The following is a 23,412-nucleotide window of genomic DNA, read 5'->3' on the forward strand; positions in this document are numbered from 1 at the left end:
GATCTTATCTGCCGATATCGCCGGTTTAGAAGGATGAAGCCGAGGAAATCGAGGTTGGTATGGAAATCGATATCCTCGACTTCATTGAGCAGTGTCGTGACCTAGCTAAACAAGCGTTGGGGAAGCACGCGGGCGAGCCCGCCAGCGGCGGGTTCGCCCGCTGGGTTCACGTCGTTCTCCACTGTTTTCGGGTCGAAGAGAGCCATAGCTACCGCGAAACGCCGAATCGGCTGAAGTATATGGCTGAGGTTCGTGACGTTCTCGACTTAGATCGGGACGATCTTCCCGATCACACCACGCTCTACAAGTCATTTGATCGGCTGAAAATGTGGGTGTAGCGGGCGCTGCTGCGCGTTTCCGCGCAGCAGCACCCGCAGTCTGGCCACGCTGCGCTCGACAGCACGTTCTTCGATCGGCGACGTGCGTCCTCGTACTTTCGTCAGCGGGCAGGACGGACGGTACAGACGCTAAAAGTGACGACATTGACTGATGTGGAATCACTAGCTGTTCTTGACGTTCACATCGCAGCCCGATGGAAGCATGACACGAAGGCCGGACCGCAGGTCGTCCGGCGAAACGCGGACGACCTGCAGTCCGTCGCCGCCGACAACGGCTTCCAAGACTGGCACACCGAGTACGAAATCGCCGCACACGACGTTGAGTACCTTGTTCATTACCGCGGCTCGTCAGCGAAAGCAGCCGCGAACAACGCGCTCAACCGGGCAAAGGGCTACTCACAGCGGTGGATGGCCGAAACATCGTATTCGACAACCAAGCGCTCGCTCGGCGATGCCGTGCGAGCGCTCGGCTGGTATCGACAGTTCCGTGAGATCGTCTTAATGTTCGCCCTCACCAACATAGAACCACTGTGTGAACCGCTGTAACCGTGACTCAGCAGCTATTCAACACGGCACTAATTTGTCGAGTGCTTATGCAAAATATCTTCGCTTCTTCATACCTGTTGGAATGTGTAAAAAATCGAAGTTAATTTCAGAAATTTAATGGTTAGTTTGTTGAAATTACTTCATCTGCGTTACCAAATCGATAGTGCTTTTTGAGCGCCTGCTTGCTCAACCACGCGGTCGAGCATCTTCTAAACACCCACTAGAATGCTCTACTGCGTCTTCCATCACGCCCTATATCCACACTACTACGAAGACATTGAAGAGCGGTATCGGAACGAAGCGTTCAAGTTTTTCATCTAACGTCTCCGGCCGTAGTCGTTCTCAGTGGCCGGGATAATCCCGTTCGAAGCGGTCGCCGATTTCATCCGAATCAATGTGGATCACTACTGGCCGACCGTGAGGACACGACCACGGGTTATCACAGTCGTCAAGTGCCGAGAGGAGGTCGACAACCGATCCTTCCGTTAGGGACGTGTTCCCCGTAATGGACGGGTGACAGGCCATATCGGCTAGCAATCCGTCGGCGATCGATTCGACGGTTTGGTCGGTATCCGTTCCGTCAGCGACCAAGTCCACCAAGACGTCACGGACCAGTTCCGGTCCTGCCGCTTCGGCCAATAGTGCGGGAACGGTTGACACCTCTACAATCCGGTCATCGACGCGGTCAGCATAAAACCCGAGCCGGGCCAAGGCATCACTGAAATCATCGAAAGCTGCCGCTTCGCGAGCCGTCAGTTCGACTTCAACTGGTTCTGCTAATTCCTGGGCGGTTGTATCCCCGTCAAATCGCTCCTGAAGCCGTTCGTAATTCACCCGTTCATCAGCGGCGTGTTGATCGATGAGGAGAAGGCCGTCATCGGATTCAGCCACGATGTACGTGTTATGTAATTGGCCCATAACGCGGATATCGGGGAAGTTCTCATACTGCGTCTCCGGCGTCGCATCGTCGCCCCCGAGCGTCGTCTGTGTGTTTGGTTCAGTAACGGCCGGCGACCGAGACTGGTGTCCTTGCGACGGTATCTCCGTAACTTCTGAGTCCGGCGTCTCTGCACCCTGAAAATCAGCGTTCGAGACGTTGGACTCCGGTTCTGACTGTATCTCTGATTGCGATGCCAAATTCGAGGACGTGGATTCCTCCGTTGTATTCGTTGGCGTGGAACCGGAGCTCGGCGACGTTGACTGGGTCGAGTTGGACGTCTGTACCGACCACGCGTCAGGACCAGTCACCGTTTCCGTAGTTGAATCGGCAGTCGACAAGTCGGGGATGTCTTCCGACGTCTGATCGGGTTTGTCATCGGTCGTTGACGCAGCCGTGTCGTCGGGCGTTAGTTCAACTGTGTCATCGAGTGTGACCGGATCAATCGACGTTTCGTCGGGGGCGCTCCGTCCGCGGGGAGCCGATGACCGGAGGATGCCTTCCTCCCGGAGCGCGTTTTCAATAACAGTACGGACGGTACGCTTGACTGCCTCCGGTTTATTGTATTTTACCTCCAATTTTCGGGGGTGGACGTTCACGTCAACCGTCCCGGCCGGGAGCTCCACGAACAGGACGGCGAAGGGGTACCGGTCCGGAGCGAGCTGGCCGCCGTAGGCGTCGACCACTGCGTTCCGCAGCGTGCTCGCGGTCACGTACCGGTCGTTGACGAACGTCGAGAGGTACTCCCGGTTCGCCCGCGTCGTTTCGGGATGCGAGACGAGCCCGTACACGCGTTCGACCGGCGTGTCGGCCGGGATCTCCGCGCGTTCCGGCCCCGTCTCGTCGTCCTCGATCGCGTAGTCGACCGTGATCATCGACCGGGCGACGTCGCGACCGTAGACCGCGAGCACCGCGCTCTCGAGGTCGCCGTTCCCCTGGGTTGCGAACGTCTCCCGGCCGTCGTGCTCGAGCGACACCGCGACGTCCGGGTTCGCGAGCGCGTACTGCGTGACGACCCGGTTGACGTGGTCGAACTCGGTGGCGTCCGTCTTGAGGAACTTCCGCCGCGCGGGCGTGTTGAAGAACAGATCCGCCACCTCGACGGTCGTCCCCACCGGGCAGCCGGCCGGCCGGACGTCCCCGACCTCGCCGCCCTCGACGGTCAGCTCGGCTCCCGCGTCCGGGGGGAGGTCGACGCCGGTTTGCTCCGCCTCCCGAGCCGCGGTCGGGTCGTGCGCGTCCGGCCGGGGACGCGACCTGACGGTCAGCCGGGAGACCGCTCCGATCGTGTACAGCGCCTCGCCGCGGAAGCCGAGCGTTCCGACCCCCGAATCGAGGTCCTCGATGTCGGCGATCTTCGAGGTGGCGTGTTCCGCGACGGCGTCGGGCAGCTGGGCCGGCGGGATGCCGACGCCGTCGTCGCGCACCCGGATCCGGGAGGTGCCGCCGTCCGTGACCGACACCGAGATCCGGTCGGCACCGGCGTCCAGGGCGTTCTCGACGAGTTCCTTGACCACCGACGCCGGGCGTTCGACGACCTCGCCGGCGGCGATCCGCTGTACCGTTCGTTCGTCGAGGTGCCGGATCGACGACGTCTCCGGACCGCCATCGGGCTCCGTTTCTCGTTCGCCCTCGTCCATGTTCCCTTCGTGGGGGAGCGGCCCACTTGAACGTGCGGTCGCGCCGCGCCGTCGGTCGCACCGCGCGTCCGGCCACGCCGCGTCCCCGGCCGCGTTACCCACTGCTGTTACAGGGGGAGTAACACCCGACCGGGGTATCGACAGCCGACCGCGGATACATATAGGTCGTCGACTCGCCAACGTTGACTCGCGAGCGACCGGCGATGCTCGCGATGCCGCAGCCCGACGATTCGGCCCTCCTGCCGCCCTACCGTGCTCGGGCTCCCCACTCGGTCATCCACGAACCCAACCGATCGACCGCCTGGTCACCCCTCGTCCGGCCCGCCGTTGACTCCCTGGTCCGGCCCGCCGTTGACTCCCTCGTCGCCGACCACGTCCTCGAGCGGCCGCGATCGATCCCGAACGCGATCGAACCAGGTCAGCGCCCACTCGTGGACCGACTCGTCGGCACACTCGAGCAGGGCTCGCGGCGTGTTCTGGTCGTCGTAGGCCATCAGACACGTCCGTGGGCCCTCGCGGTCGGTGAACAGCCCGACGGGAAGCGGGTCCGGGTGGACGCTCACCGACACGTCGCAGCGGTCGACCGCCCGCGTCAGCGCCTCGGGGAACGTCTCGGCCGAGGTTTCGAGGACGCGCTCGTCGATCACCAGCCGGATGCTCGTCTCCCGGCCGAGCAGATCCATCGCGGCCTCGTTGAACGTCCGTGAGACGATGGGCGAGATGCTTCGGACGGTGGCGTCCTCGGTCTCCTCGAACCGGTCGATCAGCCGGTCGACCGGCGCCAGCGGGTCCTGGGCGGTCGCCACCGTGAGGGTTCCGTGCTCGAAGGCAGCAGCCGGCATCTCGGCGGCGATCGGCTCCGCGTTGGCGGCGAAGGGCGCGAACTCGCGGGCGCGAGCGGTCGCGTCGAGCAGATCCTCGTAGGCTGCACACACCCGCTCGCCGGTCGCGGTCAGCCGGTAGGTCGCGTCCCGTTCGACCACCCAGCGGCGCTCCCGAAACCCCGCGAGCACGCGCTGGACCGTCGTCCGCGTCGACTCGACGCGGCGCGTGATCGCCGCCGGGCGCAGCGGTTCCTCGCGGATCGCCCGGAGGATCTCGATCCGTCCCGGTGATCCCGCGAGATAGCGGACGTCCTCGTGCGCGTCCTCGCTCGGCATCGGCCGCACGTTCGGCGAACGCCCCCAAATACGTGTCGCCCCCGGAGCGTGTTCCGCCCGACCGAGCCGCCGACTCACGGCACGATCACGATCGTAATCCTGCTCGTCCCGCCGGCCCGCCGGATGCGGACCTCGAGGGAGACCGCCACGACCGTCGTCGTTCCCCCGCGGTCCTGCACGACGACGCCGCGGTCAGCCTCGCAGACGCCGAAGGCACGGTTCGGACCGGCGGGACAGGCCGTTTCACTCCGGTCTGCCGCCACCGAGGACGCGGACGTGACCGCGATCACCGTCCCATCGCGGACCGCGGCCTCCTCGATCGCGTCGAGGTCGGTCTCGAGGCCCTCACGGTACGCCGAAACGGCCGCGTCGCGGTCGCTCCAGTCGTATGCGCCGGCGACGTCGCCGACCCGGGCGGTGGCTGCCCGGTCGACCGCCTCGATGACCCTCGCGTCCGACCCGCCGGCGGTCCCTGCCGACCCGGCAGTTTCCACCGCCGGCTCGCGGGCCACGTCACCCGCGTATCCGAGCTGCAGGTACGCGAGCGCGAGCGGCACGAGCGCCAGCGCGAGCGTGACCGCCGCAAGCAGGACGAGCTGGCCGCGGTCGCGACCGCCGCGTCTCACCGCCAGTCGTCCATCCCGTCGTCTCATCGCCACACCGCCACGACGACCCGGCCGTTTCGCGTGTATAGCGTCGACCGACCGACGGTCGCTCCGGACGGCGGCGCGATCCCGACGCCGCCGTGTGGCGTTTTGACGTGATACTGCAACCGGTCGGGAACGAGCGCGTCGGCGCGGGCGTCGATCGCCTCGCGCTCGGCCGCGAAGGTCGCCGGGGTCGCGATCGCCGCCGGGAGCGGCGCACCGGTTGCGTTTCCGTCCCCGACCGCCGTTCCGCCCTCGTTTCCGAGCACCGTCGCGACGTCGGTCGCGTAGGCGTCGAGTTGTGCGGTCTCCGTGCCGGGGTCCGGCGGCGCGACGGCGAACGTGGTCGCGATCGCCAGTACGAACGCCACGCCGATGGCCGCCTCGACGGCCGACAGGGAGAGCTGGCCGCGAGGGGGCGAGGTTTCGCAGTCGAAGGGGTCGACAGCACCGCCGAAGCGGTCGGTACCGTCGAGCCCATCGCTATCCATCGACGGTCACCCTGACGACCACCGGCGTTCGTCGCTCCCGTTCGATCCGCATCTCGACCACGCCGATCCCCTCGAACGCGACGGTCGCGGCTCGCCCTCGAGGAAGGTCGATCGTCGCCGATCCCCGGAGCCCGTCCGGGCGGCGCAGCATCATTCGGTCGTCCACCCGAACCGTGGTCACGTTTCCCGAGACGACCCTGACCGCGGCGGTTCGGGCGGTCGCGGACACCTCCCGCGTCGTCTCCCCGTCGACGTGGACGCGGTCCGTCCGGTTCTCGGAGCGTGCGAGGAGCGCGATCCGGCTCGCGCGTTCACCCCCGCGGATCGACCCGCGCTCCAGGATCGTCCGTTCCTCGACCGGCCATTCGGAGACCGCGTCGCCCCCGATCCGGATCCGGAACGCCCGTCCGCGAACCGCCGGGACGGCGTCCTCGACCGTCCCGACCGAGAGCGCCAGCGTCGCCTCCCGGTCGAGAACGTTTCGGCGCCGCGTCGTCGGTCCCTCCGGACCGACGAGCACGTCGGCCAGCGTGACCGCCGCACCGCGGGTCACGCCGTTGCGTTCCGCGGCCGTTCTGGCTTCGTCGGCGACCGAGACGGCGAGTACGGTCGCGGAGGCCAGGATCACGATCGCGACCACGAGCGCCGGAAGCGCCGCCTGGGCACGGTCTGGTTTCCGTCGTCCGCGACCGTCTCCGTGTCCGTCCCTCCGGTTCGGCGTCGGGGTCATCGGTTCACCAGCTCCACCGTCAGTCCCGTCTCGTTCCGCCGAATCACGACGACCGTCCGTGCGGCGCTTCGCCAGGTGCTCGCCGTCCCGGTCGGCTCCGTTGGGAGGGCGAGCCGCCGCCGTCCGCCGACCGCCGGATGCGGGTGATCGAGCGTGAGAACCCCGTCCGCGAACCGGATCCGGTACGACTCGCCCCGGATCGTGTCCGGAAGGTCGACCGTTCGCCTGGTCGTCGCCGAGCGAACCGTCACCGTCCGGTTCGTCCCGGGGCGGACCGCCGGCGACCGCGGGGTCGACGGGACGGCCGACGTGATCGCGTGGCCGGCCGCGGTCAGCGTTCGGTCGCCGACCTCCTCGGCGACCGCCGACCGGTACTCCGGAACCACGCCGCCGTAGAGCGCGGTCGACAGCGTGGCCACGAACAGCACGACGACGCCGATCTCCAGGAGTTTGCCGGCGACCGGCGTCACGGCGCGGGACCGGGTCGCCCGTGCGCCGGGGATCGCGGAGGGTACCTCACGCCCCATTCGTCACCTCCAGCTCCAGGTCGACGGTCCGGACCAGCAGGTGTCCCTCGCGGTCGCCGCCGACCGTCACGACCACGCTTTCGTGGTCGTCGCCGGCGAACCGCCGTCGCTCGACCGACATCGACGGATCGGCCTCTGGATCGCTGGCGGCGGCTCGGTCGCTGATTCGCCGGACCGCACGTTCGACCGCGGCCGGGGTCGACGTCTCGATGGCGATCCGAAACGGCCCCGTTCCCAGGCTTCGATCGGCGTGGTCGATCGCCATCCGGAGGCGGGCGGTTCCGCCCGACGCGCCGGTCGGTCCGCCGACCACTCCGTCGTCCGTTCCGTCGACCGCCCTGCCGTCCGTTCCGCCGGCCGTCCAACCGTTCGCCCCGACCGCCCCGCCGCCCCGGATCACCGGGATCGTGACCACGAACGCCTCCTCGCCGACGAGGACCGCCGGATCCCGGACGGCGATCGCGCCGTCGCCGTACTCCCGGACGACGATCCCGGCGACGCTCACGACGCGTTGGTCCCCCGAGTTCGGGACGTATCGGATCCCGTTTGCTTCCAGGCTCCGCCAACCGCTCCCGTCGTGTACCCGAACGGTCCGGTCGATCGTGTCGAGTCGGCCGCCGGCTAGCCGGACCGATGCCGTCGTCCGACCGCCGCGGTCGGTCGCGTCGATCGCGTCGGTCAGGTCGGCGGTCGTCGCCTCCATCCCGATCGTGCGTGCGTGCTCCTCCACGACGACGCCCGCGCCCGCCGTGATCAGTCCGAGGCTCGTGACCGTGATCGCGATCAGCAGCGTCACTCCGACGACGGTCGATTGGGCGCGGTCGTTCGACCGGGACGTGTCGGCGGTTCGCTTCGCTCTCGACGTCACGGGATCCCGTACGTCCGGGCTCACAGCAACCCGACCCCCGCGAAAACGACGTAACAGACTCCGACGAGGATGCCGGAGTGCAACAGCGCCTCGTACCATCCCCGGGAGGCGACCCCCGCGAACCACCCCGACGCGAGCATCGTCGCCTGGAGCACGACGTAGAAGCGATACCGCTCGCGCTCGGGGCGTATCGTTCCGGGGTCGAAGCGCACCGCCGAGGCGCCCGAGACGGCCGAGAGCTGTGCGAACCCGTCGATGACGTGGAGGTTGACCGCGACGACGATCCCGATGACCAGCAGCGCCGCCGTCCAGCCCACCGCGACGTACACGAGCATCGCGGATCGGAGCGCTCGTTTCTGATGGTAGAGCCGCCCGATCTCCGTCTGGAGCGTCTCGAAGACCGTTTGGGTGTCGCTGCCGGCGTCGAGCGCGCCCGTGATGAGCCCGACCGTCTGCTCGGCAAGCGGGGTTCCAACGTTCTCGACGAACCGGTTCAGTGCCGCGGTTCGGACCGTCTTCCGTTCGGCCTCGGCACCGGCGATCCGCTCGGTTCCGGCCTCGGCACCGGCGACCCGTTCGGTCCCCGTGGCAGCGTTTCCATCGGTTTCCACATCGACGTTCGTCGACCGGTCGAGGACGTTCCGCGCGGCCCGCTCGTTCCCGGTCGTCAGCGAGAGGTTGAACGCCAGGTCCGCCACGTCGGCGTCGAGCGCGCCGAGGTCGACGTCCCGGGCGACGAGCGCGACCGCCTCCGGGAAGGGGCGGCCGAGCGAGACGTGCCCCGAGACGGCGTGGACGAAGTCCTTGATCTCCCGGTCCTTCGCGTCGTCGAGTCGGGCGCGCCGGACCGAGACGATCCCGGTCGGCACGGCGAAGAGGACGTAGCCGAGCGCCACGGCGTTCACGGGATCGACGCCGGCGTTCGCCAGCCCGACGCACGCGACGACCGCCGGTCCGGCGACGACCGCCGCCGCCGAGCGAGGATTGACCGTGACGCTCCGGCACAGCGCCGCCACCCCGGTCGGCAGCTCGTAGCGCGTCCGCTGGTCGGGCGGTCGCAGCCGCTCGACCATCGTCGACGAGGCGAGTCCGACGACCAGGATGAACGCCGCGCTGCCGTAGACGATCGCCGCGCGCGTCGAGATGGACCCGACCGGCGTGTGGACCGGCTCCGACAGACCGGGCGCGATCACGCCGATCACGGTCAGCACGATGACGAGCAGCGTCGGCAGCACCAACAGCACGATGAACAGCTCGGAGAGCAGCTCCAGGAACCCCTCCGCACGCTTTCGGGCCCGGTCCTCCCGGTGCCCGAGCATCCGCCCCTCCATCGCGAGGTAGTTGCCGAGCGCGTCCTCGCCCTGGTTGGCGTGTTCGCGAAACTTGAGCAGGAAGGGCGCCAGCAGGTCGTTCGAGGGCGTATCCCGCGCGACGCGCCCGAGCGCCTGATCGAGGCTTCCCGTCAGCCGCGCGCTGTTGAGCGCGGCCCGGAAGGCCACTGCCGTCTCGCCGTAGGCCTCGTTGGCGGCCGTCTTGCGGATCATCCCGCGTGCGGTGTCGCTGCCCGACGAGAGCGCGTGCAGGTATCGGACCGCGCCCGGAAGCGTCCGCTCGATGTCCGTCCGCCGAGCGGTCGCGATCCACCGGAGGTACACCCCGCCGCCGCGGACGACGCCACGCTTCGCGACGGCGCCGGCGAGAACCGCCGCAGCGAGGACGATCCACTCCGGCGGAAGCCGGGCGAGGCCGACCCCGTCGGTCGGCAACCCCGCCGCGAGCGCGGCGTCGAGCCGGGCCAGGAGGGCCGGCGACAGGCCGCGTCCGAGCAACACCACGGGCACCGCGACGACGACGCCGATGGCCCACGAGAGGCCGTACATCCGGGCGAGCAGGACGTCGAAGCCGGTCCGTATCGCGGTCGCCCGGTACCGGTCGCGGTCGCGAGCGTGGCGGGCCGCGTCGGCGTGTCGGGCGAACAGCGCGTGCAGTCCGCGGTCGACCGCTGAGAACCGCGAGCCGGTCCCGACGGCGGATCGATGCGGCCCGGCGCGGTCGGTTCCACGTGTCACGGTCTCCTCACGATCGCCACGTTCCGGCTCGCTTCCGGCTCCCGTGGCGGTCGACGCCACGGACCTCCCGTCACTCATTCGACGCCCTCGCTCGAGGCAGCTTCGTCGAAGAGGTCCGTTCCGGAAGCGCCGTCGTTCGGCGCGTCGTGGGCGAGGTCTTCTCCACTCGGCGCGGCGTCGTCGGACTCGTCTCCGTTCGTGACGGCGTCCTCCGGCTCTCCCTCGTCCGGCTCGGGTTCGGAGCCGTCGTCGGTCGACCGGAGCGCGCGCTCGACCGTCGCGGCCTCGTCGGTCCGCAGATCCGAGAGGAACTCGAAGAGGGCCTCGAAGTCGTCGATCCCCTCCGCGGCAAGGTAGCGAACGTATCGGTGTTTCCGGTGGAACTCGGCCTCGACGTCCGCGACGTCGCGGTCGGTCCGCTCCGCGAGCCGGTTGAACAGCGCGAAGCCGAGCGACCCCTCCGTGGTCGTTCCGCGGTCGGTCCCGCCGACCGACGAGGTGGGGCCGCCCTCGTCACTTGCCAGCGCCGGGTGGTCGTACTCGATCGCGAACGTCCCGTCCGTGTCACGCCAGGCGACCGTGTTCCAGCGGACCGTGGTCCCGTCCTTCCGTATCGTGCCGCCGCCGCCCCGCCGCCGCACGCCGTCGGCGCCTTCGAGCGCGTCGTCGTCGAGCGCCTCGAACTCCCCGTCCGAGAGGATCTCGACGACGTGGGCGACGTATCGCTCCCCGCGGGTCTTGTGGGGGAACACGACCAGATCCAGCTCGCGAAGCAGGTACGCCGGCAGCCCCTGCTCGATCACCCGGTTGACGAGCGTCTCGACGTCCTCGGCGTGTGTGGTCCCGAGCACACCGTGACCGGTGTTCAAGGTCTCGGCGAAGGTTTCGAAGGACGCCGGCGTGTTGATCTCCGCGATGACCTCGACGTCGGGATTTAAATAGTTCGTCTCGGTCATCAGCTCCGCCATCGTCACCCGCTTGTACTCGTTCTCGTGGTCGCGGGTCGTCAACGAGACGCCCGTCTCGTGGGGGAGATGGACCTCGCGTGACCCCTCGTCGATCGAGATCGGTCGGTCGTCGAACGGGATAAATGGCATATGCGCGTTCATCAGCGTCGTCTTCCCGACGCCGGTCGGTCCGGAAAAGAGCACGACGCCGTGGTGTTCGTACAGCAACCATAGCAGCGTCACGAGCTCCGTCGACAGCGCGTCCCGGTCGAGCAGGTCCACCGGCGTCATCGTCTCGGCCGACTGCTTGCGGATCGAGACGTGGGGGCCGCCCTCGGAGATCACCGGGAGCGCGACCGCACACCGGATCGTCTCCGCGACGCCGTCGACGTCGAGGTTCACCTTCGCCGAGGGGCGGGCCGCGTTGAGCTCCGTCCCGTCGCTGGCGGCCAGCTGGGTCACCACGTTGACGAACTCCCGCTCGGTCGTGAACGCCAGGTTGGTCGGCACGCGGTCGCCGGCGCCGCCGGCATCGTCGAAGACGGTCGTTCGCGGGACGACCTTGATCCGCTCGCCGACCCGGTTGGCCTCGACGTCCTCGAGGTTCGAATCCCGTATCGGGACCGTCAGAATGCCCTCGCCGACGTAGTCGCGTAACACGTAGTAGACGAGGTCGTCGAGCCGGTCGCGGGCGTACCGGGAGTCGACCGGCGGGACGGCGAGCCCGTAGGTCGCCAGCGTCGACCGAACCCGGTAGCGCGTCGCATCGAGCCAGGCGCGGGCGTTGTCCGCCAGCAGCCGTCGCGCGAGGAACCGCCGGGCGCGGTCGGCGACGAACGACTCCCGGTCGGTCACGACGCGGTCGACGTTCGCCTCCCAGATCCGGGACTTGCACTCGTCGATCAGCGCCTCGTCGCCCGGCAGCAGGTCCGGCTCGAGGACCGCGTACTTCGTCTCGAACCGGTCGGATCCGAGGAGTCGCTCCCGGTAGACGACCACGTCGACGTCGAACCCCGCGAACGGGACCGTGTACCGGTGCAGTCGTTCGCCGGCGACGCGGTCGACGTACTCCGTGTCCGCGGAGACGCCGGTTCGCACCGGCGCGAACGACTCCGTGTGGACGACCAGCTCGTCGGAATCGCCCACGTCGGCGACCTCGATCCGCGGATCCACCGCCAGCGGCGTCAGGTCGTCGAGCAGCCGCAGTTCGCTGAGTGCGTGGTGGTCGATCCGCCGCCGGGCGGCCGGCGTCGTCTCGAGCAGCCGGTCGATCGCCCGCTCGTATTTCGGCTCGAAACCGCGGTTCGCCCGCTCGAGCACGCCCTGCCTGGTGAGCGGGCGTCGGTGACGGGTCGCCGAGAAGTGGTCCCTGACCGTCGCCAGGGCGGCTTCGTCGGTCGGCGACAAGGGTGGCCGGCGGCTCTCGTGAACGAACTCGCCGTCACGCTCCCGGATCGTGGTGACGATCCCCGACACCGGCTCGTACTGCGCCCGGACCGCGGGCGCGTACCACGCGTCCGGGTCGTCGGGCGGCCGCGGCGCGGGCACCGTCGCAGCCGGCCAGGGCGTCCCGTCGCTTCGGCCGGTCCCGGATTCGCCGCCGTCGTCCCCATCGCCTCCATTCCCGGCGTTGCACCCGTCGGTACCGTTCTCGGCGTCGTTCTCGCTTCGTTCCTCCTCGACCGCCGACCGCACACTCACGTCTCCCACCTCACGGTGATTCGATTTTAACCTACTGTATTTAAGTATTTATTTCGTGCAATAATTACTAATTGTATCCCGGATACGACGGAACTCCGCTCGTCGTCGGTGGCTCGACGGTGGCTCGACCGTCTCAACGTCGAACGGGATGAGGGGAACGAACGGGACGAGGAGACATCACGACGAAGGACGGTGGTACAGGCGGTAAACGACGGTGGTGCAGACGGTACGTCCCGATCTTCACGCCCGCGTGACGCTTCGACTCCTGCGGCGCTTCGGTCCGTTGCGCTTCGGTCCGTGGCGCTTCGGCCCGTGGCGCTTAGCCGGCCCGCGAGATCCGGTCCTCGAGGGTCCGTCGATCCGACCGAATGCGGTCGACCACCTCCGCGACCGTGGCCAACACGGGATGTCGCGGTCCCTCGAGATCCTCGTAGAGGTACGCATAGAAGTCGGGATCGCGTTCGGTTCGGCGGGTGAAGGGCGGATCCCGAAGCAGCGCCTGCCGGTCCGAGACGACCTCCTCGCAGGCGCCTTCGAGGTCATCGAGTGATCGCCAGACGTCGACCAGGGCGTCGAAGGACGGCTCCGAGCGGCCCTCCGCGAGGTGGGCATCGAGGCTGTTCCGCGTTCGTTCGATGCGTTCGAGCCGGGCGCTCGACGACTCCAGGGCCGACAGCTCGGCGTCGACCGCCGACAGCAGCCGCTCCCGGGCGTCCGCCGCGCTTCGCCCGCGGTCCAAAAGCGTCGTCCGCAGCGCCGGCGAAAGTCGGTCCTCGGTGCCGATCGCCATCGCGACGTCCTCGCCGAGCTCCTCGGCGACGCTGGTCGGGAACGAATCGTCGTACTCCTCGGTGTAGTGGGGGACCGCCATCACCGTTTCGCGGTACGCCTCGCGCATCCGTCGCAACCCGTCGTCGGGTGGATCGCTGGAATCCGGGGGAAACCCGGCGAGTCGAACCGCGCCGTGTCCGGCCGGCTCCGCGGCCGTTCCGGACTCGCGTGGCGTGACGCGATGGAGCCGGTCGGTGAACTCCTCGAACGCGTCCCGCTCGTCGACGACCCGGCGTCGCTCCTCGCGAACGTGCGATCGCGCGTCGGCGATGTACGCGAACGCCGCGAAGACGGCAATGGAGACGAACACGATGGCCGAGACGACCATCGGGTCCGCGAGGAGACCCGACGCCTCGCAGGTGAGATCGGCACACTCCGCGGCCATCGGGTCCCGTGCGCCGATACGGAAGGAGACGCTCGCGGGCGACGAAAGTGACATGGTATGTGTACCCACACACTCGAGCACGAAAGCTTTTCCGTCCGATCCCGTTCGCCGGGAGCGGTTGCGGTTTCGTGATCGTGGCGATCGCCGGCTCGTCGCGATCGCCGGCTTCGTGGGCGTTAGAGTCAAACCGCATCCCTGTAAAGTGCCATCTATGCACACGACGACGGACCGGCCGATCCGGTGTCTGATCGCCAAGGTCGGCCTCGACGGCCACGACCGGGGCGCACACGTCATCGCTCGGGCGTTCCGTGACGCCGGGTTCGAGGTCGTCTACTCGGGGCTGCATCGCTCCCCCGAGGAGATCGTCCGGGCCGCGATCCAGGAGGACGTGGACGTCCTCGGGATCTCGATCCTCTCGGGCGCTCACGACACCCTCGTCCCCGACGTGATCGAGGGGCTCCGCGAGGCCGGGGCCTTCGCGGACACGCTCGTTCTCGTCGGCGGCATCGTTCCCCCCGAGGACGAACGCCGGCTGAAGGACCTCGGCGTGGCCGAGGTGTTCGGCCCGGGAACGCCCACCGACGAGACGGTCGCGTTCGTCCGCGAGCACGTCCGGGAGCGTGTCTAACGATGTCGGATCGGGGGATGGCCGATGAGGAGGCCGAGGGGATGACCGATGAGGAGGCCGACCCGAGTGCGGTCGTCGACGCCCTGCTCGCGGGCGACGAGCGAACGCTCGCGCGCGTCATCAGCCGGATCGAGAACCGTGCCGAGGGCGTCCGCCCGGTCCTCGCTCGGCTCTCACGCCACGCCGGCGAGGCGGCCGTGATCGGGATCACCGGCGCGCCCGGCGCGGGGAAGTCGACCCTCGTCGACGGACTCGTCGATGCCTACCGCGATCGCGACCTGACCGTCGGGGTCCTCGCGATCGATCCGTCCTCCCCGTACTCCGGCGGCGCGGTCCTCGGGGATCGGATCCGGATGCACCGGGACGGCGACGCGGGGGTCTTCGTTCGGTCGATGAGCGCCCGCGGACGGCTCGGGGGACTGTCGCGGGCCGCCGCCGAGGCCGTCACGGTTCTCGACGCCGCCGGCTTCGACGTGGTCCTGATCGAGACGGTCGGCGCGGGCCAAAACGAGGTGGACGTCGTCCGCGCCGCCGACACCGTCGCCGTGCTCGTCCAGCCCGAATCCGGGGACGACGTCCAGCTGCTCAAGGCCGGGGTCCTGGAGATCGCGGACGTCTTCGTCGTGAACAAGGCGGACCTCGAGGGCGCGGGCCGGACCGTCGCCCGGCTCGAGGAGATGCGACGGGTGCGGAAGCGGGCGGGATCGAGTTCGGGCATTGATTCCGGAGACCGTCACGACGACGCGTGGACGCCCCCGATCGTCGAGACCGTCGCGACGACGGGGACAGGGGTCGCCGACCTGATCGACGCCCTCGATTCCCACCGGGAGCATCTGCTCGCGACCGACGACCTCGCGACGACCACCCGCAGCCGTCACGCCGCCACGATCCGTGCCCTGCTCCGTGCGGACCTCGAGGCGCTTCTCGAGACGACGCTCGAGCGTCAGGGCGGGATCGACGACCTCGTCCGGCGCGTCGAGGCGGGCGAGACCGACCCCTACGCCGCCGTCGAGTCGGTGGTCGCCCCGATCGAGGACTGCCTCGACGATCGGTGAACAACTGCCTCGACGATCGGTGGACGACTGCCTCGACGATCGGTGGACGACTGTCCCGACGATCGATGGGTCGAGTCCGAACGCAACCGCGATCAGCTCGATCCAGGCATACGGTATAAGTCGCCGACGCGCCAAGGATCCGTATGAACCGAACACGGCTTCTCGGCGGACTCGCGCTCGGTGCCGGCGCCGTCGCCGCCTGGGCCCGACGGTCCCGCCTCGAACCGGACGCGCTCGAGCCCGCGCTGGACGGCGAGGAGCGGACGTATCGGTGGCGCGGAATGGACGTCTCCTACGTCGTCGCCGGCGATCCGGACGCGCCGCCGCTGGTGCTCGTGCACGGCGTCAACGCCGCCGGATCCGCCGGCGAGTGGCGGGCCGTCTTCGACGCCCTCGCGGAGGAGTATCGGGTGATCGCTCCGGACCTACCCGGGTTCGGCCGGTCGGACCGCCCGGCGCTGCGCTACTCGGCCGCCCTGTACACGGACTTCCTCGGTGAGTTCCTCGCGACGTTCGACCGGCCGCGGGTCATCGCCTCGTCGCTGTCGGCCGCCTACGTCGCCGACGTCGCCGCCGATCCGGACGTCGATCTGCGCAGCCTCCTGTTGGTCGTGCCGACGACCGTCGCCGGCCCCGATCCGCCGAAGACGTGGCTTCGCGAGCTCATCCGGTCGCCCGTCCTCGGCGAGGCACTCTTCGGACTGATCGCCTCGAAGCCCTCGATCCGGTATTTCAACGCCGACCACGGCTACGACGATCCCGACGCGGTCGGCGAGGACTGGATCGACTACGAGTGGCGGACCGCCCACGTCGCCGGCGCCCGGTTCGCCCCGGCCTCGTTCATCGCGGGCCACCTCAACGCCGCGGTCACGCTGTCGGACGCGCTCGAGACGGCGGCCGTCCCGGTCACGCTCGTGTGGGGTCGCGAGACGGAGCTCACGCCGCTGTCCGAGGGACGCGAGCTCGCGACGACGGTCGACTGTCCGCTCGTGGTCTTCGATCGCGCGAAGCTGTTGCCCCACGTCGAACACCCCGAGGCGTTCCTCGAGGTCGTCGCGGACCACCTCGACTGACCGACGGCTCCGCTACTCCTCGATCGGGTCGACCTCAACCGGATCGAACACGAGCGTTCGGTCCCCGTTCGGCCGGCGCTCGACCGACGCCTCGACCGGATCGCCGATCCTCGGCTCCGGATCCCCCTGTTCCTCTGCGGCCGCTCCCGTCTCCGGGGCTCCCGTCTCCGGGGCTCCCGTTCCCGGGCCCGCCCGTTCCTCGGCGTCCGCTTCCGCCTCCGGGTCGATGCCGCGAACGAGGCCGGTGAGTCGAACCGGCCCGAAGTCGGCGATCGCGGTCACGTAGGGCGTCTCGTCGGCGAACGCCGGCGTGCCCACGTGGACGACGGTGAACGTCTCGACGGTCCCGGCTGCTGGAAGGGTCGTCTCCGAGAGGTCGGCCGCGCCGCAGTCGGGACAGACGCGCCGTGGCGGCAGCGACGCGTGTCCGTTCGGACACGTCAGGGCATAACCCTCGCCGTCCGCGACCGCGTCGAGCCACTCGTCGTACCCCGTGTTCCGAACGGGCCCGGTCGTCGTTCCGTCCTCCGTCCCCGTCCCGTCCGCGTCGTCCGTGGCGTCGGTCCCGCCGGCGTCGCCGGATGCGTCGCTCACGCGACCACCTCCAGCACGTGGACGACCGCGGTCGCCACGCTTCCGCCGGCGTTGTGGGCGACCCCGACGGAGGCGTCCGGAACGTGGTCGCTGTTGGGATGATCGCCCCGGAGCAGCCGCGTCAGCTCCACGATCTGTGACCCGCCGGTCGCGCCGACCGGGTGGCCCTTCGCCTTGAGCCCGCCCGAGAGGTTCACCGGGACCGCGCCGTCCGCGGCGGTGACGCCCTCCCGTGCGGCCGTGATCCCCTCGCCGACCGGGAACAGCCCAAGCGACTCCGTGGCCATCACCTCCGCGATCGTGAAACAGTCGTGGACCTCGGCGACGTCGACGTCGTCGGGATCGACGGCCGCCTCCCCGTAGGCCGTCTCCGCGGCCCGCGTCGCGGCCGGCGTCTCCGCGAGCCGGTCGCGGTCGCCCAGCGCCAGCCGGTCGGTTCCCTGCCCCGACCCGGTCACCGCGACCGGCGCCTCGATGTCGTGGGCGGCCGCGTAGGACTCGGAGACGAACACGACGGCGCTGGCTCCGTCCGTGATCGGGCAGGCGTCGAACAGGTGCAGCGGCGTCGCCACCGGCGGGGACGACAGGGCTTCCTCGACGCTCACCGCCCGCCGGAACTGGGCGTACTCGTTCGGGATCGCGTGGTCGTGGTTCTTGCTCGCGACGTGCGCCAGATCCGTCCGCGTTCCGCCGAACCGGTCGAAGTACGCGCGCGCCATCAGCCCGTACGCCCCGGGGAAGGTCATCCCCGAGCGGACCTCGAGGAGGTCGTCGGCCGCCGTGGCCAGCCCCGCCGTGACGTCCGCGGTCTCGAGATGGCTCATTCGCTCCATCCCGCCGGCAACGACGACGTCCGCCTCGCCGGACCGGACCGTCCGGACGGCCTCCCGGACCGCGACCCCGGCGGAGGCACACGCCTCCTCGTACCGCGTGGCCGGACACGACAGGCCCGCGGCCTCGGCCATCAACGGCGCCTGGTGGCCCTGTCGTTCGGCGATCGACCCCATGAAGTTCCCGTAGTTGAGCGCGTCGACGTCCGACCGCGGGACCCCCGCGTCGGCGATGGCGGCCGCCGCCGCCTCCGCGAACAGGTCACGCCCGGTTCGGTCGGGATGGCTGCCGAAGGGCGTGAGCCCGACTCCGGCGATGCGTGCGGTTCCCATACGCACACGATCATCGTCGATCCGTATAGGCCTGCCGAAGGGTCGCCGATCGCCGACGTCTCGTGGTTTCACTCACCACCCCGACCGAAACGTCGTTAAATGGATCGACGATCGACGAAGTACTTTCCCCGACGAACCGATCCGTATCGGACGACTCGCCCGTCAGCCGATGTATCGGAGCTCGTCGTCGCCGACCGCGGGTCCGTCCTGCATCTCCTGGATCTTGCCGGCGACCTCCTCCATCTCCTCGGCCCGCTCCTCGAGGGAGTCGAACGCGACCTCGAAGTCGAGCCGCTTCTGCAGCACCTCCAGCACCGCCCGGGCGCTCTTGGGGTCCACGAGGTACCCGCTCGTCTCGCCCATCAGGCAGGCCGCGTCGAACCCGCGGCGCTCGCCGAGTCCGAGTATCAATCCGGAGACGCCGACGATCCCGCCGGCCGGCTCGTCGGCACGGAACTGCACGTCGACCGCCTCCAGCTCCTCGCGCAGCTCCGCGTTGCTGACCGCGCCGAGGACGGTGTACTCCTCGACCAGCTCGCCGGTCGGGACGCCCCCGAGCGCGTACGCCCGGCGCACGCCGAACTCCTCGGCGACGTCGAGGAACGCCGACGTCAGCCGATAATGCCCGGCGTTGGTCGCCGCCTGGTGGTCCCCGGTCAACACCAACAGGTCCGCGCCCTCGGTCTCCACCGCGTGGAACTCCGCACACGTCAGCTCGGTGATGCCGTCGTCGTCGACGGTCACCTGCGGGGGGAACTCGGTGGCGTAGACCCGCCGCACGAGGGTGCCGTCACACTCCTCCAGGAGCTGCTCGGCCGCCAGCTTCCCGACGTGGCCCACGCCCGGGAGCCCCTCGATCAGAACCGGGTCCTCGAGCTCCGGCGTCGCGACCGCGTCGATCTCGATGTCGTCCATGACGTACACTCCCGGCCGCGGCGCATAAGTGCGTGGCTATTCGCGGTTCGCGTCCCCGTCGTCGACGGTGGGCCCATCCGATCGTCGCCGCGCTCGGCGTCGATACTCGCCGTATCGGTCCTCGGGCGAAAACGGCGGCGGCGCGCTGTTCTCGGTCGGGGCCCCGCAGTCGGGACAGCGCTCCGTGAAGGTGTATACCGGCCGATCGTGGGCAGCACGCCACTCGCTGCAGCGCCGGATCGGCGATTTCACGTCCGGCCCTCCGTCACTCGCGTGCCGTAGCGTCCCGGCGTGTGGCATCCGGGCGTGGAGCGGATCCGGTACGTGTATGCGATCACGGTTTCGGCGAGCTACTCGTCGTCCTCGTGGCGCTCACGGTGGAACGCGCCGCTGCCGCCGGTCGCCTCGATCGACTTGCGGGCGCGCTCGGCGGCCGCCTCGAGCTGGTCCTCGGCCGTCTTGTAGTCGGGGGCCTTGACCTGGATGCGGTACTCCGGCGACCCGACGTAGGAGACGGTCAGCTCGACCTCGTCCGGCACGTCGCCGTTCCCCTCGGCGGCCTGCAGCGCCTCCTTGAGCCGGTCGACGCCGTCCGGGTCGAAGCTCTCGAGGTCGACGTACCCGGTCACGTTGACGTACGGGACCGAGACGTTCTCCCGTGCCGTCTCGACGATCGTGGCGACGACGTCGTCGTCCAGCTCGACGTCCGCGAGCGCGTCCTCGCCGTGGATCGCGGCGCTCTCGAAGGCGTCGTACAGCGAGTCGTGTTCCGCGAGCAGGGCGTTCGCGACCGTGCTGTAGCGGTCGTCGGAGACGTCCTCGCCGAGGGCCAACAGCATCCAGTTGTCGGCCTTCTGCTCGTTTTTCCACTCCTGGATCTTCTCCTTGCGCTGGTGTTCGTTGACGTCCTTGATCGAGAGGTCGATCTGCTGGGACGACTCGTCGACGTCGAGCACCTTCGCGACGACCGTCTGTCCCTCGCGAACGTGGTCCCGGACGTTCTTGATCCAGCCGGAGGCCACCTCGCTGATGTGGCAGAGGCCGCGTTTGTTCTCGTACTCGTCGAGGTCGACGAAGACGCCGAAGTCGGCGATCTCGTCGATCTCGCCGACGACGAGTTCACCGGTTTCGGGCCAGCCGCTGTACTGCATTCTGGGGTTCGAGGCGGTTACCGTGCCTCAACGGTCTCGACGATCTCGCCTTCGATCGCGGCCTTGCCGCCGGTCGGCGTGGCCAGCGTCGTGCCGCAGACGGCACAGGCGACGGTCGACGACGCCTTCTCGAAGACGGTCTGTTCGTTCTCACAGTCCCCGCAGGCGACGCGAATGAAGTTCCCCGCCATCGTCACTCCTGGAACGTGAGGCGGCCTGCGCGCCATCCTTCGCGCATATGGGCCTTCCCGCAGTCGGAACAGCGGTACTTCAGGTGCGTCTTCTTGGTGGGCTTGTCGCCACCGGGCACCTTCGAGTATCCGCCGGCGTTGCCGATCGTCGCGAGCGCCCGGCGCTGCTGGCGCGCGTCACGTTTCAGACCGGTCTGACGGCCGGATCGAACCTTCTCCACCTCGTGTTCCTGGTGGGAATCGCAGTGAGGACAGTACGTGTTAAAGCGGCGTGGCATCTCCATGGTATCTACCTTATCGGCGGGTTGGACACGGGCTCTTAAAACCTGTTTGGTCTGCGCCGCGGCCGACGTCGACCGTCCGTGCGGTTTCGAAGCCGCCTGCCCCCGCTATCTGACCGAATCGAGCAGGATCCGTTGTTCCTTGCGTTTGACCTCGTGTTGGACGTCACGCACCGCGTCGATGTTCGCCGAGATGGAGGAAACACCCTCCTCGACGAGGAAGTTCACCATCTCCGTCTTCGAGCCGGCCTGCCCGCAGATGCTCGTGTCGATGCCGAGCTCGCGGCACGTCTCGATGGTCCGTCCGATCAGCTCGAGCACCGCCGGATGCGTTTCGTCGAACCGCTCGGCGACGTGCTCGTTGTTTCGGTCGACCGCGAGCGTGTACTGGGTGAGATCGTTCGTGCCGAACGACGCGAAGTCGATGCCCGCCGCCGCGAGCTCCTCGATGCGGAGCGCGCTCGCGGGCGTCTCGATCATCACGCCCCAGCGGCGCCCGTCCGGATCGATGCCGGCCTCGCGCATCTGCCGTTTGGCGGCCGCCAGATCCGCGGCGTCGTTGACGAGCGGGAACATCAACTCCACGTTGTCATACCCCATCTCGTAGATCCGGTTGAAGGCCGTCAGCTCCTGCTGGAAGACGTCGGGTTTATCGAGGCTTCGTCGGATCCCGCGCCAGCCGAGCATCGGGTTGTGCTCGCGGGGTTCGTCGTCGCCGCCCTCCAGATCGCGGAACTCGTCGGTCGGGGCGTCGATCGTTCGGACGCGGACGGGGCGCGGGTAGAACTCCTCGGCGACCGTCCGGATCCCCTCGATGAGCTGGTCCTGATACGCCCGTGCTCCGTGGTCGGCGATGTATCGTTCCGGCGTCTTCCCGAGCGTGAGCACCATGTGTTCGATCCGAAGCAGCCCGACGCCGTCGGCGCCGGTCGCCGCCGCGCGCTCGGCCGCCTCGGGGATCGAGACGTTGACCTTGACCTCGGTGGCGGTCATCGGCTTCACGGGCGTCTGCGGTCGCGCGGCCTCGACGGGTTCGAACTCCTCGGCCGGTTCGGCTTCGCTGTCGGCGCCGGCGCGGATGGTCCCCTTGTCGCCGTCGATCGTGACCCGTTGTCCGTTCTCGAGCTGCTTGGTTCCGGTACGGGTCCCGACGACCGCCGGCACGCCGAGCTCCCTGGAGATGATCGCCGCGTGGCTCGTCATCCCCCCCTCGTCGGTGACGATCCCGGCTGCACGCTTCATCGCGGGTACCATGTCGGGCATCGTCATCTCGGTCACGAGGATGTCGCCCTCCTGAACCTGGTCGAGGTGGTCGAGCTTCGTGACGATCCGGACGGTGCCCGACACCACGCCGGGGCTCGATCCGAGGCCCTGAACGAGGACGTCCTCGTCGTCGTCACCGTTCACGCCGGCCGGCTCGCCCGCGTGGTCGCCGGCCTCCGTGTCGGCGTCCTCGGCCGGGTCCGCGTCCTCCGTTCCGGTCTCTGACGCGGACTCCGAAATCGTCGTGATCGGGCGCGACTGGAGCATAAAGACCTCCCCGCCGACGATCGCCCATTCGACGTCCTGCGGCTGGCCGTAGTGGTCCTCGACGCGCTCGCCGAGCTCGACGAGCGACTCGATCTCCGCGTCGCTCAACACGCGCTCGGTCCGACGGTCCTCCGGCACCTCGCGCTCGACGGTCTCGCCGGTCTCGGAGTCCTTCTCCATCATCGTCTTCTTGTCCGCGACGGTGACGTCGGCGACGGCGTTCGCGGCGCGGTCGTACACGTAGTTGTCGGGGGAGACGGAGCCGGAGACGACCGCCTCGCCGAGCCCCCAGGCGGCCTCGATGGTGACCTGCGGATCGCCGGTCGAGGGGTGGCTCGTGAACATCACGCCGGACTTCTCGGCGTCGACCATCCGCTGGACGACGACGGCGATGTCGACCTCGTCGTGGGGGAATCCCTGCTGTTGCCGGTAGTAGATGGCACGTTGGGTGAAAAGCGAGGCCCAGCACTCCTTGACGCGCTGGAGGAGTTTCTCCTCCCGGACGTTGAGGTAGGTCTCCTGTTGGCCGGCGAAGGACGCGTCCGGGAGGTCCTCGGCGGTCGCCGACGAGCGGACGGCGACGAACGCCTCCTCGTCGTCGTCGCCGAGCTGGCGGTAGCTCTCGACGATCTCCTCGCGGACCGGCTCGGGGAGGTCGGTTCCGAGGATCAGCTCCGATGCACGCTCCTCGGCGGCACGAAGCGCGTCGGAGTCCTCGGGGTCGACGTCGACGGCCGCGAAGAGCTCCTCGTCGATCCCGGCCTCCTCGATGAAGGTTCGATACGTCTCGGCGGTCACCGTGAACCCCGGCGGGACGGGCAATCCGGCGCCGGTAAGCTCACCGAGCGAGGCCGCCTTGCCGCCGACCGTCTCGAGGTCGTCAGCGTCCACGTCGTCCAGCCAGAGTACAGCCATTGCCTATACTCGGGTGTCTGCGAGCCGACTCAAGAAACTTCCGAACCGAACGGTGTGACGGTCACCGGCCCCGAGTCGAGGAGTCCTCGACGGCGACGG

General features: G+C 68.8%; 21 protein-coding genes and 1 pseudogene. 4 read left to right on the top strand and 18 right to left on the bottom strand.

The genetic code is table 11. The features are described from left to right. Window positions 1-59: 59 nt before the first annotated feature. Window positions 60-884: pseudogene (locus BLV25_RS07745) on the top strand (IS5 family transposase). 342 nt (window positions 885-1,226) lie between these two features. Here BLV25_RS07745 and mutL read toward each other — a convergent pair. From mutL to BLV25_RS07795, 10 genes are all read right to left on the bottom strand, one after another. Continuing rightward, window positions 1,227-3,461, bottom strand: coding sequence for a DNA mismatch repair endonuclease MutL (gene mutL, locus BLV25_RS07750; RefSeq protein WP_092731987.1), 2,235 nt, complete (start codon window positions 3,459-3,461; stop codon window positions 1,227-1,229). A gap of 305 nt (window positions 3,462-3,766) precedes the next feature. After that, window positions 3,767-4,621, bottom strand: coding sequence for a helix-turn-helix transcriptional regulator (locus BLV25_RS07755; RefSeq protein ID WP_092731990.1), 855 nt, complete (start codon window positions 4,619-4,621; stop codon window positions 3,767-3,769). A 74-nt stretch (window positions 4,622-4,695) separates the two neighbouring features. Further along, window positions 4,696-5,274, bottom strand: a complete 579-nt coding sequence (locus tag BLV25_RS07760; RefSeq protein ID WP_143114405.1) for a DUF7261 family protein — start codon at window positions 5,272-5,274, stop codon at window positions 4,696-4,698. Then, complete coding sequence (locus BLV25_RS07765) at window positions 5,271-5,759, bottom strand: DUF7262 family protein (protein WP_021073012.1); 489 nt, start codon at window positions 5,757-5,759, stop codon at window positions 5,271-5,273. Before BLV25_RS07765 ends, BLV25_RS07760 begins: the two co-directional genes overlap by 4 nt. Then, entirely contained in the window at window positions 5,752-6,489 is a 738-nt protein-coding gene (locus BLV25_RS07770) for a DUF7263 family protein (protein WP_021073011.1), read from the bottom strand. The genes BLV25_RS07765 and BLV25_RS07770 overlap by 8 nt, the downstream gene beginning before the upstream one ends. Next, window positions 6,486-7,016 carry a DUF7266 family protein gene (locus BLV25_RS07775; RefSeq protein WP_092731993.1) on the bottom strand — a complete coding sequence of 177 codons (531 nt, stop codon included), beginning with the start codon at window positions 7,014-7,016 and terminating at the stop codon, window positions 6,486-6,488. The genes BLV25_RS07770 and BLV25_RS07775 overlap by 4 nt, the downstream gene beginning before the upstream one ends. Continuing rightward, a complete protein-coding gene (locus tag BLV25_RS07780; protein ID WP_092731996.1) occupies window positions 7,006-7,908 on the bottom strand; it encodes a DUF7289 family protein in 903 nt (300 codons plus the stop codon). The genes BLV25_RS07775 and BLV25_RS07780 overlap by 11 nt, the downstream gene beginning before the upstream one ends. Beyond that, window positions 7,905-10,031, bottom strand: a complete 2,127-nt coding sequence (locus BLV25_RS07785) for a type II secretion system F family protein (RefSeq protein WP_092731999.1) — start codon at window positions 10,029-10,031, stop codon at window positions 7,905-7,907. The genes BLV25_RS07780 and BLV25_RS07785 overlap by 4 nt, the downstream gene beginning before the upstream one ends. After that, on the bottom strand, window positions 10,028-12,448 hold the full coding sequence (locus BLV25_RS07790) for a type II/IV secretion system ATPase subunit (RefSeq protein WP_092732469.1): 2,421 nt from the start codon (window positions 12,446-12,448) through the stop codon (window positions 10,028-10,030). Before BLV25_RS07790 ends, BLV25_RS07785 begins: the two co-directional genes overlap by 4 nt. 472 nt (window positions 12,449-12,920) lie before the next feature. Beyond that, a complete protein-coding gene (locus BLV25_RS07795; protein ID WP_092732002.1) occupies window positions 12,921-13,871 on the bottom strand; it encodes a DUF7260 family protein in 951 nt (316 codons plus the stop codon). A 157-nt stretch (window positions 13,872-14,028) separates the two neighbouring features. On the opposite strand from BLV25_RS07795, the gene BLV25_RS07800 reads away from it, so the two are divergent. The 3 genes from BLV25_RS07800 (at window position 14,029) to BLV25_RS07810 (ending at window position 16,573) form a co-directional block, all read left to right on the top strand. Further along, window positions 14,029-14,445, top strand: a complete 417-nt coding sequence (locus tag BLV25_RS07800) for a cobalamin B12-binding domain-containing protein (protein WP_021073005.1) — start codon at window positions 14,029-14,031, stop codon at window positions 14,443-14,445. 2 nt (window positions 14,446-14,447) lie between these two features. Then, window positions 14,448-15,500, top strand: a complete 1,053-nt coding sequence (gene meaB, locus BLV25_RS07805) for a methylmalonyl Co-A mutase-associated GTPase MeaB (RefSeq protein WP_256335675.1) — start codon at window positions 14,448-14,450, stop codon at window positions 15,498-15,500. A 143-nt stretch (window positions 15,501-15,643) separates the two neighbouring features. Then, complete coding sequence (locus BLV25_RS07810; protein WP_092732005.1) at window positions 15,644-16,573, top strand: alpha/beta fold hydrolase; 930 nt, start codon at window positions 15,644-15,646, stop codon at window positions 16,571-16,573. A gap of 12 nt (window positions 16,574-16,585) precedes the next feature. On the opposite strand, the gene BLV25_RS07815 is transcribed toward BLV25_RS07810, so the two are convergent. The 8 genes from BLV25_RS07815 to ppsA all read right to left on the bottom strand — a co-directional run bounded on the left by BLV25_RS07815 (window position 16,586) and on the right by ppsA (window position 23,313). Next, window positions 16,586-17,167: a Zn-ribbon domain-containing OB-fold protein gene (locus BLV25_RS07815; protein ID WP_143114406.1), complete on the bottom strand. Its 582-nt coding sequence runs from the start codon at window positions 17,165-17,167 to the stop codon at window positions 16,586-16,588. Beyond that, window positions 17,164-18,330 carry a thiolase C-terminal domain-containing protein gene (locus BLV25_RS07820; RefSeq protein WP_092732009.1) on the bottom strand — a complete coding sequence of 389 codons (1,167 nt, stop codon included), beginning with the start codon at window positions 18,328-18,330 and terminating at the stop codon, window positions 17,164-17,166. Before BLV25_RS07820 ends, BLV25_RS07815 begins: the two co-directional genes overlap by 4 nt. 162 nt (window positions 18,331-18,492) lie before the next feature. Further along, on the bottom strand, window positions 18,493-19,245 hold the full coding sequence (locus BLV25_RS07825; protein WP_021074823.1) for a proteasome assembly chaperone family protein: 753 nt from the start codon (window positions 19,243-19,245) through the stop codon (window positions 18,493-18,495). Window positions 19,246-19,281: 36 nt separating this feature from the next. Further along, window positions 19,282-19,497, bottom strand: a complete 216-nt coding sequence (locus BLV25_RS07830) for an RNA-protein complex protein Nop10 (RefSeq protein ID WP_049817704.1) — start codon at window positions 19,495-19,497, stop codon at window positions 19,282-19,284. A 98-nt stretch (window positions 19,498-19,595) separates the two neighbouring features. Further along, window positions 19,596-20,396, bottom strand: a complete 801-nt coding sequence (locus tag BLV25_RS07835; RefSeq protein WP_092732012.1) for a translation initiation factor IF-2 subunit alpha — start codon at window positions 20,394-20,396, stop codon at window positions 19,596-19,598. Window positions 20,397-20,413: 17 nt separating this feature from the next. After that, on the bottom strand, window positions 20,414-20,587 hold the full coding sequence (locus tag BLV25_RS07840; protein ID WP_039400248.1) for a 30S ribosomal protein S27e: 174 nt from the start codon (window positions 20,585-20,587) through the stop codon (window positions 20,414-20,416). 2 nt (window positions 20,588-20,589) lie between these two features. Beyond that, window positions 20,590-20,871 carry a 50S ribosomal protein L44e gene (locus tag BLV25_RS07845; protein ID WP_039400251.1) on the bottom strand — a complete coding sequence of 94 codons (282 nt, stop codon included), beginning with the start codon at window positions 20,869-20,871 and terminating at the stop codon, window positions 20,590-20,592. A 105-nt stretch (window positions 20,872-20,976) separates the two neighbouring features. Further along, on the bottom strand, window positions 20,977-23,313 hold the full coding sequence (gene ppsA / locus BLV25_RS07850) for a phosphoenolpyruvate synthase (protein WP_092732015.1): 2,337 nt from the start codon (window positions 23,311-23,313) through the stop codon (window positions 20,977-20,979). Between the last annotated feature and the right edge of the window lie 99 nt (window positions 23,314-23,412).

The sequence above is a fragment of the Halopenitus persicus genome (assembly GCF_900107205.1).
Classification (GTDB): Archaea; Halobacteriota; Halobacteria; order Halobacteriales; family Haloferacaceae; genus Halopenitus; species Halopenitus persicus.

Bases quoted from the DNA above. Each gene is read 5' to 3' on its own strand.
- BLV25_RS07825 (WP_021074823.1), bottom strand. From the start codon at position 19,245: ATGGACGACATCGAGATCGACGCGGTCGCGACGCCGGAGCTCGAGGAC.
- mutL (WP_092731987.1), bottom strand. From the start codon at position 3,461: ATGGACGAGGGCGAACGAGAAACGGAGCCCGATGGCGGTCCGGAGACG.
- BLV25_RS07820 (WP_092732009.1), bottom strand. From the start codon at position 18,330: ATGGGAACCGCACGCATCGCCGGAGTCGGGCTCACGCCCTTCGGCAGC.
- BLV25_RS07755 (WP_092731990.1), bottom strand. From the start codon at position 4,621: ATGCCGAGCGAGGACGCGCACGAGGACGTCCGCTATCTCGCGGGATCA.
- BLV25_RS07785 (WP_092731999.1), bottom strand. From the start codon at position 10,031: ATGAGTGACGGGAGGTCCGTGGCGTCGACCGCCACGGGAGCCGGAAGC.
- BLV25_RS07770 (WP_021073011.1), bottom strand. From the start codon at position 6,489: ATGACCCCGACGCCGAACCGGAGGGACGGACACGGAGACGGTCGCGGA.
- BLV25_RS07795 (WP_092732002.1), bottom strand. From the start codon at position 13,871: ATGTCACTTTCGTCGCCCGCGAGCGTCTCCTTCCGTATCGGCGCACGG.
- BLV25_RS07765 (WP_021073012.1), bottom strand. From the start codon at position 5,759: ATGGATAGCGATGGGCTCGACGGTACCGACCGCTTCGGCGGTGCTGTC.
- BLV25_RS07760 (WP_143114405.1), bottom strand. From the start codon at position 5,274: ATGAGACGACGGGATGGACGACTGGCGGTGAGACGCGGCGGTCGCGAC.
- BLV25_RS07835 (WP_092732012.1), bottom strand. From the start codon at position 20,396: ATGCAGTACAGCGGCTGGCCCGAAACCGGTGAACTCGTCGTCGGCGAG.
- meaB (WP_256335675.1), top strand. From the start codon at position 14,448: ATGTCGGATCGGGGGATGGCCGATGAGGAGGCCGAGGGGATGACCGAT.
- BLV25_RS07810 (WP_092732005.1), top strand. From the start codon at position 15,644: ATGAACCGAACACGGCTTCTCGGCGGACTCGCGCTCGGTGCCGGCGCC.
- BLV25_RS07845 (WP_039400251.1), bottom strand. From the start codon at position 20,871: ATGGAGATGCCACGCCGCTTTAACACGTACTGTCCTCACTGCGATTCC.
- BLV25_RS07775 (WP_092731993.1), bottom strand. From the start codon at position 7,016: ATGGGGCGTGAGGTACCCTCCGCGATCCCCGGCGCACGGGCGACCCGG.
- BLV25_RS07800 (WP_021073005.1), top strand. From the start codon at position 14,029: ATGCACACGACGACGGACCGGCCGATCCGGTGTCTGATCGCCAAGGTC.
- BLV25_RS07840 (WP_039400248.1), bottom strand. From the start codon at position 20,587: ATGGCGGGGAACTTCATTCGCGTCGCCTGCGGGGACTGTGAGAACGAA.
- ppsA (WP_092732015.1), bottom strand. From the start codon at position 23,313: ATGGCTGTACTCTGGCTGGACGACGTGGACGCTGACGACCTCGAGACG.